Origin of the sequence: Shewanella zhuhaiensis (genome assembly GCF_022484835.1) — a bacterium.
Taxonomy (GTDB): Bacteria; Pseudomonadota; Gammaproteobacteria; order Enterobacterales; family Shewanellaceae; genus Shewanella; species Shewanella khirikhana.
The window spans coordinates 203,840-217,098 of the sequence record NZ_JAKUDL010000003.1 but is presented as its reverse complement, the minus strand read 5'-3'; the positions used below and the strand labels follow the sequence as shown (position 1 = coordinate 217,098).

General features: G+C 53.2%; 13 protein-coding genes. 5 read left to right on the top strand and 8 right to left on the bottom strand.

The window, feature by feature from the left end:
• Positions 1–15: 15 nt before the first annotated feature.
• The 3 genes from MJ923_RS10540 to prfB all read right to left on the bottom strand — a co-directional run bounded on the left by MJ923_RS10540 (position 16) and on the right by prfB (position 2,836).
• Positions 16–171, bottom strand: a complete 156-nt coding sequence (locus MJ923_RS10540) for a hypothetical protein (RefSeq protein ID WP_240591046.1) — start codon at positions 169–171, stop codon at positions 16–18.
• Positions 172–213: 42 nt separating this feature from the next.
• Positions 214–1,719, bottom strand: a complete 1,506-nt coding sequence (gene lysS / locus MJ923_RS10535) for a lysine--tRNA ligase (RefSeq protein WP_240591045.1) — start codon at positions 1,717–1,719, stop codon at positions 214–216.
• Positions 1,720–1,737: 18 nt separating this feature from the next.
• A protein-coding gene (prfB, locus tag MJ923_RS10530) for a peptide chain release factor 2 (RefSeq protein ID WP_240591044.1) occupies positions 1,738–2,836 on the bottom strand; the annotation gives its coding sequence in 2 pieces (ribosomal slippage) (positions 1,738–2,760 and positions 2,762–2,836; 1,098 coding nt in all).
• A 293-nt stretch (positions 2,837–3,129) separates the two neighbouring features.
• Between prfB and MJ923_RS10525 the strand changes: the two genes are divergently transcribed.
• A complete protein-coding gene (locus tag MJ923_RS10525) occupies positions 3,130–4,113 on the top strand; it encodes an ion channel (protein WP_240591043.1) in 984 nt (327 codons plus the stop codon).
• Between the two features lie 13 nt (positions 4,114–4,126).
• On the opposite strand, the gene MJ923_RS10520 is transcribed toward MJ923_RS10525, so the two are convergent.
• Entirely contained in the window at positions 4,127–5,548 is a 1,422-nt protein-coding gene (locus MJ923_RS10520) for a heavy metal sensor histidine kinase (RefSeq protein WP_240591042.1), read from the bottom strand.
• Positions 5,526–6,218: a heavy metal response regulator transcription factor gene (locus tag MJ923_RS10515; RefSeq protein WP_240591041.1), complete on the bottom strand. Its 693-nt coding sequence runs from the start codon at positions 6,216–6,218 to the stop codon at positions 5,526–5,528. The genes MJ923_RS10520 and MJ923_RS10515 overlap by 23 nt, the downstream gene beginning before the upstream one ends.
• Positions 6,219–6,395: 177 nt before the next feature.
• Here MJ923_RS10515 and MJ923_RS10510 point away from each other — a divergent pair, with 177 nt between their 5' ends.
• Genes MJ923_RS10510 through MJ923_RS10495 form a run of 4 tightly spaced genes read left to right on the top strand, consistent with a single transcriptional unit; the run spans position 6,396 to position 10,161 of the window.
• Entirely contained in the window at positions 6,396–8,441 is a 2,046-nt protein-coding gene (locus MJ923_RS10510) for a copper resistance system multicopper oxidase (RefSeq protein ID WP_240591040.1), read from the top strand.
• Positions 8,438–9,262, top strand: coding sequence for a copper resistance protein B (locus MJ923_RS10505; RefSeq protein ID WP_240591039.1), 825 nt, complete (start codon positions 8,438–8,440; stop codon positions 9,260–9,262). The genes MJ923_RS10510 and MJ923_RS10505 overlap by 4 nt, the downstream gene beginning before the upstream one ends.
• A 25-nt stretch (positions 9,263–9,287) precedes the next feature.
• The gene (locus MJ923_RS10500; RefSeq protein WP_240591038.1) at positions 9,288–9,575 is read left to right on the top strand and encodes a hypothetical protein; all 288 of its coding nucleotides are present in this window, start codon (positions 9,288–9,290) and stop codon (positions 9,573–9,575) included.
• A gap of 10 nt (positions 9,576–9,585) precedes the next feature.
• Positions 9,586–10,161: a c-type cytochrome gene (locus tag MJ923_RS10495; protein WP_240591037.1), complete on the top strand. Its 576-nt coding sequence runs from the start codon at positions 9,586–9,588 to the stop codon at positions 10,159–10,161.
• A 56-nt stretch (positions 10,162–10,217) separates the two neighbouring features.
• On the opposite strand, the gene MJ923_RS10490 is transcribed toward MJ923_RS10495, so the two are convergent.
• The 3 genes from MJ923_RS10490 to hemG form a co-directional block, all read right to left on the bottom strand.
• Positions 10,218–11,882: a methyl-accepting chemotaxis protein gene (locus tag MJ923_RS10490; RefSeq protein WP_240591273.1), complete on the bottom strand. Its 1,665-nt coding sequence runs from the start codon at positions 11,880–11,882 to the stop codon at positions 10,218–10,220.
• A gap of 303 nt (positions 11,883–12,185) precedes the next feature.
• Complete coding sequence (locus MJ923_RS10485; protein WP_240591036.1) at positions 12,186–12,710, bottom strand: cytochrome b/b6 domain-containing protein; 525 nt, start codon at positions 12,708–12,710, stop codon at positions 12,186–12,188.
• A complete protein-coding gene (gene hemG, locus MJ923_RS10480; protein WP_240591035.1) occupies positions 12,701–13,237 on the bottom strand; it encodes a menaquinone-dependent protoporphyrinogen IX dehydrogenase in 537 nt (178 codons plus the stop codon). The genes MJ923_RS10485 and hemG overlap by 10 nt, the downstream gene beginning before the upstream one ends.
• Positions 13,238–13,259 lie beyond the last annotated feature (22 nt).

Here is a 13,259-nt window from a genome sequence, read left to right as displayed (position 1 = left end):
ATTTATCATTTTATTTCAATGCCTTGCCAACGCCAATATTGAACGCTCATAGCTGCCTATCACCCGCTTCGGCTCATCAGAGGGAATACCGCCCACAAGACTGGGACGCAGCAGCCCCCTGGCACAGGCGTTGTCGCCGTTTACTGAACGGTTGGCTGCGAATTCAGGCATAAAAAAACCGGCCAGATGGCCGGTTTTTCAATTCCCAGAGAATTACTGCGCTTGTGGGCGCATGGCTGGGAACAGGATCACGTCACGGATGGTGTGAGTGTTGGTAAACAGCATCACCAGACGGTCGATACCAATACCCTGACCGGCAGTGGGTGGCAGGCCGTGTTCCAGTGCGGTGATGAAGTCAGCATCGTAGAACATGGCTTCGTCGTCACCGGCGTCCTTGGCATCTACCTGCGCCTTGAAGCGGCTGTCCTGATCTTCAGCATCGTTAAGCTCGCTGAAGCCGTTGGCCACTTCACGGCCGCCGATGAAGAACTCGAAGCGGTCGGTGATGAAGTCGTTACCATCGCTGCGACGGGCCAGCGGCGAAATATCTGCTGGGTAGCCGGTGATGAAGGTAGGCTGCATCAGCTTAGGCTCGGCGGTTTCACCAAAGATTTCTTCCAAGAGCTGTCCGCAGCTCCAGAAGGTTTCGGTTTCGATGCCCACGTCCTTGGCAAGCTTACGCATGAAGTCGATGTTCTTCACTTCTTCGTAGGTCATGGCCTGGATGGTGGCGTTGTCCGGGTTGTAGTGCTTGATGGCTTCGAGCATGCTCATACGGGTGTATGGGCCACCGAAATCAATCACGTGCTCGCCGTAAGGCAGCTTGGTATCGCCCAGCAGATCCTGAGCAATGGAAGACAGCATCTCTTCGGTCAGATCGATAAGATCCTTGTAGTCGGCGTAGGCCATATAGAATTCCATCATGGTGAATTCTGGGTTATGGCGTGGCGACAGACCTTCGTTACGGAAGTTACGGTTGATCTCGAACACGCGCTCGAAACCGCCCACAACCAGACGTTTCAGGTACAGTTCCGGAGCAATACGCAGGTACATGTCGATGTCCAGCGCATTGTGATGAGTGATAAACGGACGGGCAGAAGCGCCACCTGGGATCACGTGCATCATTGGGGTTTCAACTTCCATGAACTCTTTCTTGATCATGAAGTTACGGATGGCAGAAACCACTTTCGAACGCATCTTGAAGGCTTCGCGTGAGTCTTCGTTAACGATAAGATCTACGTAGCGCTGACGGTAGCGGGTTTCCTGGTCGGTCAGACCGTGGAATTTCTCAGGCAGAGGACGCAGCGCCTTGGTCAAAAGCTCATAGCGCTCCATGTTCACATAGAGATCGCCCTTGCCGGACAGATGCAGAGTACCTTCCACGCCGATGATGTCACCAATGTCCAGACCCACGTAACGATCTTTCAGATCGGCCTGAACTGACTTCTCGGCATAGGCCTGGATGCGACCGGAAACGTCCTGGATCACCAGGAAAGGACCACGCTTGGCCATGATGCGACCGGCGATAGCAGTCTGGAAACCCAGGGCTTCCAGTTCTTCTTTGGACTTGTCGCCAAACTCGGCCTGAAGCTCAGCAGCCTTGTGTTTACGGCGGAAGGTGTTCGGGTGACCATTGGCTGGGCACTGTTTGCGAACGTGTTCCAACTTGGCACGACGCTCGGCAATCAGCTTGTTCTCATCTTGAATGTGTTCAGTCATCGTCTCTTCTCGCAGTAATTACAGCCCGGATTTAAGGCTGGCTTCAATAAACTTGTCCAGGTCGCCGTCCAGCACCGATTGGGTGTTGCGGGTCTCGACACCGGTACGCAGATCCTTGATGCGGGAGTCGTCCAGTACGTAAGAACGGATCTGGCTGCCCCAACCGATGTCAGACTTGGCGTCTTCGGCGGCTTGCTTTTCGGCATTCTGCTTCTGCAGCTCCAGCTCATAGAGCTTGGCTTTCAGCTGCTTCATCGCGGTGTCTTTGTTCTTGTGCTGAGAACGGTCGTTTTGGCATTGCACCACAGTATTGGTGGGCAAGTGCGTGATACGTACCGCAGATTCAGTTCGGTTTACGTGCTGACCACCGGCACCCGAGGCGCGGTATACGTCGATACGCAGGTCGGCCGGATTGATGTCGATTTCGATATCGTCTTCAATTTCCGGATACACAAACACAGAACAGAAGGAAGTATGGCGACGGCCACTGGAATCGAATGGCGACTTACGTACCAGACGATGAACGCCGGTTTCGGTACGCAGCCAACCGTAGGCATACTCACCGGTAAACTTGATGGTGGCACTCTTGATGCCCGCCACATCCCCTTCTGACACTTCAATCAGCTCAGGTTTAAAATCATGGGCTTCGCCCCAGCGCAGGTACATACGCAGTACGATTTCGGCCCAATCCTGCGCCTCAGTACCGCCGGAACCTGACTGAATATCCAGGTAGCAATCAGAACTGTCGTGTGGGCCGGAGAACATACGACGGAATTCCAGATCCGCAAGGCGGCTTTCAAGCTCTTCCAGCTCGGCCTTGGCATCTTCGAAGGTTTCTTCGTCTTCTTCCTCAACAGCCAGTTCCAGCAGGCCCTCAACGTCTTCCAGACCTGAGTCCAGAGAATCAATGGTGCCTACAACATTTTCGAGGCTGGAACGCTCTTTACCCAGCGCCTGTGCGCGTTCAGGTTCGTTCCAGACATCTGAGCTTTCCAGCTCACGGGTGACTTCTTCCAGACGCTCTTTCTTGGCGTCGTAGTCAAAGATACCCCCTAAGGAGCGAGGTGCGGTCAGCAAGCTCCTTAATTTTGAATTTAACCGGATTGATTTCAAACATGGTGATTCAACTTAAATCGATTGGATTAACAGAAAAAATAAACGGCATATTCTATCAAACTGGCGCCTTGGTTGCCAGTTGCCGCCCGTGGTTTCGCCCGGTCTTTTTGGCGATATTTTATTCTGGCTGAAGTGGGGTAAATATTCCGTTTCTCTGCGGTATCGAGCCGGTTCACATGGCAGCTGTCGGGCCCAGCGGAAGCAAGCTTCAAGGCGAAAAACCACAGTGGATCAGGTGCTAAGTTTTTTATTGGCTGCCGTGGCGGCTCATCTGCGCCTGTCTATACTTGGGACATGGAAGACAAAGTACCCAGCTGCTGCTATCACGAAGATGAGGGATTTTCATGCAGTGAGCCCGCAGGCCCCAGCGGCCTGTGCTACTGGCACGACCCCCGAATCACCAAAGATGGCCCGGACGACAAAGCCAAACTGGAAGCATACGCCCGCAAGGGTGGCATGCTTAGAGGCATACACCTTAAACGCGCCAACCTCGAAGGCATCGACCTGGTTCGCCACCACAGCAAAACCGGCTACGACATGAGCCATGCCGAACTGTATCGCGCCAATATGCAGGGCGCACACATGTTCAACCTAAACCTTGAAAATGCCAGTTTGATGAAAGCCGATCTGCGCGATGCCAACGTGCACTGCGCCAATCTGCTGAACACCAATCTGCTGGGCATCAAGTGGAACGGCACCAAAATCGAGAACATCAACACCGGCAAACTCATCAAACAGGAGCGGATGGCGCTGGAAGCCGAAAAGGTCGGTGAAGCCGAAATTGCCCAGGACTACTTTGAACAGGCCGAAGAGATTTACCGCGACCTGCGCAAAGCCGCCGAGCGCGAGGGTCTGTTTGTCATGGCGGGGCATTTTATTCAAAAAGAGCTGACCATGCGTCGCCATCAATTGCCCAAGTTCTCACGGGCTCGGATGATTTCAAAAATGATTGATGTCTTCTGCGGTTATGGCGAATCGCCGATGCGGGTTATCGGTTTCTCCATGGTACTGATTCTGATTTGTGCCGTTTGCTATTTCTTCACCGGACTGAGCTACAGCGGCAATATTCATGTTTTCCGCACAGAAAACACCTTTATGATGAATTTTTACTTATTTTTTAACTGCATATATTACTCTGTCGTCACCTTTACCACCCTGGGATACGGCGACTTCACCCCCATTGGCTTCTCGCGATTAATCGCCGCAATTGAAGCCTTTACCGGCAGTTTTACCATAGCCCTGTTCGTGGTGGTGTTTGTGAAGAAAATGACCCGTTAAGTCGTATTCAGCGTCAATCATTGGTATCAGCACTAATTGGCAGCGTTATCGTGAATCGGGTTTCACTGACATCTGAGCTCACAGAGACTTTACCCTGGTGGGCTTCCACGATGGATTTGACAATCGCCAGCCCCAGCCCTGTTCCATCCCCCTTGCGCTGCCGGGCCGGGTCAACGCGAAAGAAGCGATCGAAAAGCCTCGGGAGATGCTGTGACTCAATTGCCTCGCCTGGATTGGCCACTGTAATCGCTAACCTTGTCCCCACAGTATCCAACTGCACTTTTACATAAGTATCTGGCGGTGCATGACGCAAGGCATTGGATAACAAATTGGAGATCGCTCTTCTGAACATTCCCCGGTCGCCCTTAACTTGGGGCGCATCCCCTTCAAGGATAAGCCGAATATTCCTCTCTTCCGCCAGCGCTTCAAAAAATTCAAATAAAGCAGCTATTTCCGTGGTAGGCAGAATAATCTCATCCGTCAGCTGTTGCAGACCATGGTCACTTTTAGCCAGCCAAAGCATGTCATTAACCATACGAGCCAAATGTTCCAGCTCTTCAAGATTTGAGTAATGAAGTTCACGATATTCATCAAGCGTCCGGGATTTAGCCAATGCAACCTGAGTCTGGGTAATGATGTTCGTCAGAGGAGTCCGCAGTTCGTGGGCAATATCATCGGAAAAATGTGACAACTGGGTAAAGCTGCTCTCCAAACTGCCTATCATTTGGTTGAAGGAGACTGCCAAGCCTTGCAGTTCAGTCGGATAGTTGGCGACAGATAAGCGCATGTTCAGATGTTCTGCTCCAACATCATGAATAACTTCACTTAATTTCCGCAGCGGAGACAGACCGCGATACACTCCATAATAGGCAGCGAGCAAGCTTGCTGCGCCGGTCAACAACATAATACTCCAGAGCGTTGATCTGAAACTCTTCAGAAAACTTAGATGAAAATCCGCATCAATCGCCGCCACAACGGTGAATAAGTGTCCATCGACCGACACATGCTTAACGCTGCCGGTATAGGACTTTCTATCCAATGACCAGTGAAATAAGTTATCCGGCAAAATCACTGGCATGGGTTTACTCTCCTGCCCAGCTGTCAGGCTTGCGATTGCTTTATCGCCAAACACTAAACGATTGGACTCATCCCACACCTGAAAATAAACGCCATGATGCCCGGATACTGCGTGCTCAAGTGCAACTGAATACGCTTCGCCCTGATTATGTGCCTGCTGCAATGCCGATTCGACAGCCTCGGTAATCACCACCAACTCTTCTGCATCCTGCTCGGCAAAATGGCGAATCACAGCATGCTGCACCATGTACCCGATGACCAGCAAACTCAGTCCGAATGCCAGAGCAACAAAGCTCATTACCCTGAGATTCAGCGAAAGAGGCTGTTTTAAAAATTTAATTTGACTCGTCAAACTCATCAACCTCCAACTTGTAGCCCATGCCCCTGACGGTATGAATTAGCTTTGGTGAAAAATCATCATCGATTTTTGCCCGAAGCCGCCGGATGGCAACATCAATCACATTGGTATCTGAGTCAAAGTTCATATCCCACACCTGGGAGGCAATCAGCGATCGGGGCAAAACTTCGCCCTGACGGCGAACCAGCAGTTCCAACAGGCAAAATTCCTTTGGACTGAGATTGAGCTTTTTACCCGAGCGTGAAGCTCGGCGACGGGGAATATCCAATACCAAATCGGCTACGCTCAGCTGCTCGGTCAAGGTGGGGGAAACCGCACGGCGCAGCAAGGTTCGCACCCGGGCCAACAGCTCAGTGAAAGCGAACGGCTTTACCAGGTAATCATCCGCCCCCAGCTCCAACCCTTTTACCCTGTCATCAACGCTATCGCGCGCGGTCAAAAACAAGACAGGCGTAGTATCGCCCGCATCACGCAATGACTTGATGATCCGCCAGCCATCGACATCCGGGAGCATGATATCAAGCACCATCAAGTCAAAAGACTCCGTCATCGCGAGATGATGTCCATCGAGCCCACGCCTGGCCAGAGTGACCACAAAGCCTGCTTCACTCAGGCCCTGGCGTAAGTAGTCTCCAGTCTTGATTTCATCTTCCACTACAAGCAAACGCATCGTGAACCCCGTTCTTTCGCTGAGTGAGTTAAGTGTAAAGCCATCCAGGCGGCAATACAGAGAAAAGTGGCCGCATTACAAGATTGTCATCTTGGTGTCATGTCGCTGAAAGGCGCTGCCAACTAGCCTTGGCTCATCTGCTCAGGCAACTCATCCATTCCATATCGAGGAAAACCTATGACTCGTGCGCCCCATGTATTTTCCGTGCCCATCAGCCGCCGGCGATTCGTTCAGGGATTAGCCGCAGGCGGGGTAATGGCGACCTTCCCCAGCTGGGTATCAGCTCAAGCACCTCAGCTTAAATCCAGAATGACCGAGGTATTGAGTGGCAATGAAATCTCGTTGGAAATAGCAGAGTTAGCGGTCAATTTTACTGGTGTCACCCGCATGGCAACCGCAATTAACGGCTCCATCCCAGGCCCAACGCTTAAGCTTCGGGAAGGCGAGGAGGTTGTTATCCGGGTAACCAACCGCTTGGCTGCGCCCACCTCTATTCACTGGCACGGCATTTTGTTGCCCTACCAGATGGACGGTGTTCCCGGGATTAGCTTCACCGGCATCGCCCCTGGTGAAACCTTCGAGTATCGCTTTACTCCGAGGCAGACAGGCACTTACTGGTATCACAGTCATTCGGGCTTTCAGGAAATGACCGGCATGTACGGCGCCCTGATCATAGAGCCTGCTGCAGGTTCCACTCATATCAGCGACAGAGACTTCATAGTGCAACTGTCTGACTGGACTGACGATGACCCAATGCGGGTATTCAGCAAGCTGAAAGTGCAGAGCGATGTATACAACTTCAACCAGCCAACACTGGGCGACTTCAGCCAGGACGTCGCCAATATGGGCCTGCAAGGCGCACTGGATAAACGCAGCATGTGGAACCGGATGCGCATGAACCCGACAGATATTGCCGATTTGTCCGCATCAACGCTGACGTATCTGATGAATGGCACCACGCCAGCGGGCAATTGGAGCGGGCAATTCACTCCCGGTGAAACAGTGAGACTGCGCTTTATCAATGCTGCCAGCAACAGCTTTTTCGACGTGCGCATTCCTGGCTTGAAAATGTGTGTCATTCAGGCCGACGGGCAAGAGGTAATCCCGGTAGAGATAGATGAATTTCGCTTTGGCCCTGGCGAAACCTACGATGTTCTGGTCACCCCCACAGATGCAGCCTACACCTTATTCGCGCAGAGTATGGACCGCACTGGCTATGCCCGTGGCACCCTAACCTCCGCCGCTGGCGTGTCGGCCGCGGTACCCGCCGTTGATCCCATCACATGGCTGACAATGGCAGACATGATGGGTGGAATGTCCCACGAAAACATGTCACACGAAGGTATGTCCAACGGGGGCATGCCTCAGGAAACCATGACTCAGCAAAGGACAAATCCCAAAAAACCATCACATACAGGCCTGTCTCACACGGGTGTCAACCACACAGGTATGCACCACGGCGCTGGTCACCGTATCGCCATGGGCAATAGCGAAAAAGTGCCCAATGACATCTCACAGTCAGGCATCGACCATCAGGCCATGAAAGCCAATGCCATGAGCAGCAACGCCATGGACAGAAAAGCCATGGATAACAGCGGCATGAACCACACAGGTATGGCCATGGACCACAGCCAGCACAATATGGCAAATGGCAACCCGCTAAGCAAACCCTCAGCTACTGTCAGTCACGCCAGCACCGAATACGGCCCTTCGGTCGATATGCGGGTGGATACGCCAAGAACCAATTTGGATGATCCGGGTGTTGGCCTGAGAGATCTCAGTGAGCGGGGACTGAGGCCCCCAGGGCACAAAGTGCTAACCCTGGCAGATTTGCGTTCTGCCGAGGGCGTTCTCAACGACAGTCGCCCTCCAGCCCGGGAATTGGAGCTGCACCTAACCGGCAATATGGAGCGCTACACCTGGTCTTTTGATGGACTTGAATTTGGCAAAAGTACCCCAGTGGCACTGCCTCACAACGAGCGTATCCGCATTATTCTGCAAAACGACACCATGATGACCCACCCTATGCATCTGCACGGAATGTGGAGCGATCTGGAAACAGACCAAGGGGAACTCATCGTCCGTCGTCATACCCTGCCGCTTCAGCCTGCGCAGCGCATCAGCTTTCTGGTTACGCCTGAAGATTTGGGCCGTTGGGCCTGGCATTGTCATTTACTGTTTCATATGGATGCGGGCATGTTCCGCGAGGTAGTAGTGTCATGAAAACAACAGCATCCGTTATCGCTCTGGTTCTTTCTACAACACTGACCGGGATTTCTCACGCAGAAGAGTCCATGTCGATGGCGCCAGAGACAATGCCAACCAACACCCGTAATCCCCATGCCTATTCCAATGGCTACACCCTGAGCGAGGGTCCCTATGCTCTCCCCGGCCCCAGGCAACTAAAGCTGGCGGATGAGCAAATTTTTTGGGCTGTGCTTGGTAATCGCTTTGAGTATCAGCCTGACAATAAAACAGCCCTTTACGACCTGCAGGCTTGGGTTGGTAACAGTGAAGACCGACTGGTACTGAAAGCCGAAGGTGAAGTGAGCAATGGCTCACTGGAAGAAAGCGCAACCGACATACTGTGGGGACATGCAGTCTCGACCTATTTCGATGCTCAAGTGGGCATTCTGTTGGAGCAATATCAAGAAGGCGCGAACCGTCAGTGGCTTGCCATGGGCATCCAGGGACTCGCGCCCTATTGGTTTGAAATGGATCTTACTGCCTATCTCGGCGATCAAGGCCGCACCGCGTTTGCTGCGGAGCTGGAGTATGAGCTCTTGCTGACCCAGAAGTTAATCCTGCAGCCCCGTGTCGAACTCACTCTCTACGGTAAAGATGACCCGGAAAACAATCTGGGGTCGGGTCTGTCGAATCTCAGTGCCGGACTCAGACTCAGATACGAATTCAGTCGACAATTCGCCCCCTACATTGGGGTTGAATGGTCAAAGTTTTACGGCAACACCGCTGACTTGCGACAACAGCACAACCAATACCTCGAAGACACCCAGTTGCTGGCGGGCGTCAGATTCTGGTTCTAATCCCAATCCCACAAGGAGCTAAGCAATGAAAACAACACTGTCTGTGCAACTCATAGGCCTGATGGCGCTAAGTGCATCTTTTCTCGCTGCCGCGCACGATCCGAAGGAACATGCCAATCCCCAGGAAAAACCCAACTGTGCGGCAATGAAAGACATGGATCACAGCAAAATGGATATGTCCGATCCCATTATGCAGGCGATGATGCAACAATGTGCCAACAAGATGAAAACCGCTGAGGATGCTGATAAACAAGCTGCAAAGGGGCAAGAGCAAACCAAAGCACCCAAGCCACATACCAACCATCAACACTGAGATCTGAGCCATGTCGACCTTCAGTGCACTCAGCAAAACACTGGCCGCTGTCAGCGTCACCCTGGCGGGCGGCGCGCTGATCATCTACTCGGGGTTGTATCCGGTAGGTGCCGATGTACCCCATAATCAAGTTACCTACTGGCTACTGGAAACCCTGCGTGAACAATCCGTCCAGCGCGCGGCCCGCGATATCAGCCTCCCAGACAATCTGAACTCGCCCCGGCGGCTACTTGCTGGCGGAGCGGATTACAATCAGATGTGCGCCCAGTGTCATCTCAAACCCGGCAGCCAGACAACAGACATGAGCCTCGGCCTGTACCCTGCGCCACCTAGCTTGGTGACTTCGGTTTCGCCAGCTTACGTGCCATCGGCGCAAACAGAAGCTGACTATGCAATGAGGCGGCAGTTTTGGATTATAAAACATGGCATTAAAGCTTCTGGCATGCCGGCATGGGGCCCGACTCATTCAGATGAGCGTATTTGGAATATGGTGGCATTCTTACAGCAGTTGCCATTGCTTTCCCCAGAACAATATCAAATTCTTACCGCCTGGGATCCGGCTCAGGAAAGCGAAAGCCACCATTAGCCATTTGGAAAAACGGGGCACTCAAACAGAAGTGCCCCGTACTTTGGCAGAATCACTTACACCTTAAACTGCCCGACCAGGGTTGCCAGCTGCACGCCTTCGCTGGATACCCGCTGACTGACGGCGCTGGCATCCTGGCTTGAGTCGAGCAGCGCGTTAACAATTTCCTGAATCGCATACACGTTGCGGTTGATCTCTTCGGTCACAGAGCTTTGCTCGGTGGCTGCGGTGGCGATTTGGGTGCTCATATCATTGATAGCGGTTACGGCACTGGTGACCGAGCCAAGGCTGTCGGAGATGGCCCGGGAGGCATCAACTGAGCGCTGGCAGCTTTGCTGACTTTCATCCATGGTTTTCACCGCGGCCGAGACCAGCTTGTGCAAGTCGGTCAGCATCTCATTGATTTCCAGGGTGCTGGCCTGGGTGCGGCTGGCGAGGTTACGCACCTCATCGGCCACCACCGCAAAGCCCCTGCCCTGCTCACCGGCACGGGCGGCCTCAATGGCGGCGTTCAGCGCCAGCAGATTGGTCTGCTCGGCAATGCCGCCAATGACCGATAGCACAGAGTTGATTTTCTGCGATTGCTCGCTGAGTGATTTGATGTTGGCTGCGGCATCATCCACCTGTGCCATCAGGGTGGAAATCTCGGTCAGCGAGGTATCCACGCAGGACTGAGCTCTGGCCACATCGTCGGTGGCGGCATGGGTCGCCTCGGCCACCTGGGTGGTATTTTGCGCCACTTCCGCAGCGGTGGAGGACATCTCAGTGATAGCGGTAACCACCTGATCGGTTTCGTTATTGTGGCTTCTAAGCTGCGATGCCATCGCGGAGGTCTGGCGGTCAATGTCCACCGCGGCCTGTTTCACCCGGCCTGTGGTATCAGCCACATCGCGGATGATCCGCTGCAACTTGTCCACAAACAGGTTAAAGGCGTTGCCAAGTTCGGCAATTTCATCCGAGCCTTTCACTTTGAGGCGCGCGGTTAAATCCCCCTCGCCTTTGGCAATGTCGTTGAGGCTGTCCACCATGGTGCGAATGGGCACCACCATGCGATTGGAGGCCACCACAATGGCGGTAAAGGTCACCAGGGTTAACACCAGCGACATAATAAAAATGCCCAGCGCCTTTTCTCGCATCGCCGCTTCGGCGCTGCTGGCATAAGCGTTCACCACGGCATTCACATCGTCGAGATAGACCCCGGTACCCACCAGCCAATTTTTGCCGGGTATAGGGGCCGAGTAGCTGATTTTTTCCACCAGGCCTTCGACGCCGGGTTTAGCGTGTGAATAGCTGAAATAGCCACCTCCGCGACGAGCAGCATCAATCAGCCCCACCACGATTTTGTTACCCTGGGGATCAGTCATGCCTATCTGATCAGTGCCTTCCTGGGACGGCTTGGTGGCGTGGAAAATGCTGATGCCATCATAGTCGTAAATGAAGAAATACCCCGCCGTGCCAAAACGTTGCACCCGCAGGGACTCATTCACATTACCGGCATCCCCAAGCTTAAGCTGATAATCAATGGTGGCCAGGGCGATTTCAGTGGCCTCTTTAAGCTGCTGTTTACGCTCATTTACCAGCTTGTCGCGAAACAAAGAAACCGAATCCGTCAGGGCCGCACTTTCAAGGCGCCATGAATAGGCCATCACGGCGGTAAGTATGATAACCAGCGGCAACAAAGCCAGCAGTAACAGCTTGTTTCGTAAACTTAAGTTAGACATGGATATCAACATTTTCTGCTCCCCGCGCAGTTGGGTTCAGTCAGTATTCTGTGCCATGAAAAAAGTATAGTCGTCACCCATGAGACTGACAGCTGACAATACTCTCACCCAGGCTGAATGCATGTAAAAACTGCTTCACAGCCGCAGAGATCCAGGGAAAACCGCTGGTAACTGTCGAGAGTTAACGAGAAAAGCCAGTGCGCTTCGGCGCCAACCAGGAGAAATGGGAGACAAGGGTGGGAAGAAAGAAAGGCGTAAAACCGCCTTTGCAGAAAAACCCGCTGCTAACCAAGGTCGCGGTGGTCAGTTTCTGAAGAAGTCCAGCAGATGGGAAACCGCCGCCAATAGGTGCGCTATCAGGGCGATAAAAAATGCCAGCCCCAGATCCTTGTGCCAGCCACGCCAGACAAGGGCTTCGCTGCTGCCTTCGGTTAGAAACCAGCCCAGGCCGGTAACAGCCGTGGCCACCAGCAGCAAGGCACACATGCCCTCAAGCAAACTGAAAAGCCCATTGCCACCGCCCTTGGGCAGCTTGCCTTTTATCAGCCCTTTTAGATCACTAATAAGCCCGGATGGCTCAAGCAGAGGAAAAAATTGCTTTGCCCGCCCGCCACTTAGGCAGTAACACAACAGCAGAATCGATAACGGTACCAGCAGCAGCCCAAGATAGACATGGGTCAGGTCCCACACGCTGGCGTTTTCACGCAGACGCCGACCCATCAGCAAAAAAGGCGAGCAGCCAAGCACCAGCACAGTGGGCAGTAACACCAACAGATGCAGGCGCGGGGCAAGCCATTGCCATAGTTTTTGCGGGGCGGTTAAGGGCATAGTTTCTCCATGGTGGCCACTTCACGGGCGAAGCTATCAACCTTGCGCCAGTCTGTGTATTCCACCTTGGTCTCGGGGTCGGTCGGCCCCTTGGTTAACCACATGATAAATCGAATGATGTTTCTATCCATGGCGCTGTAGCCACGGTAATCAAGGTTGCCGCCAAACACTTCCAAAAGCTCAGGCCGCCAGGGGGACTTGCCGAGGAAATCCTGCATATAGGGATTGGTGGCAGCGGTGTTTTTGGCTGGCTTGCGGGCGACCAGACTCACAGAGAAAAAGGCGCCAGCCTTGGATTTGAGTACCTCAAGGTTTTTCTCTATATAGCCGTACACAGCACTGTTGTGTTTGCCATGGCGAATGCTGGCACCCAAGACCACTTTGTCATAGGTGGACAATGGCGGCGCTTCACTGAGGGGCAACAGGGTCACCTCTTCGCCCTGTTTGCGGATCACCTCGGCCATGCGCTCACAGATCTTGCGGGTCTGACCGTGAACGGTGGAAAAAAGGATCAGCGTTTTGCTCACGTTGCACCTGTTAAATTGCTTT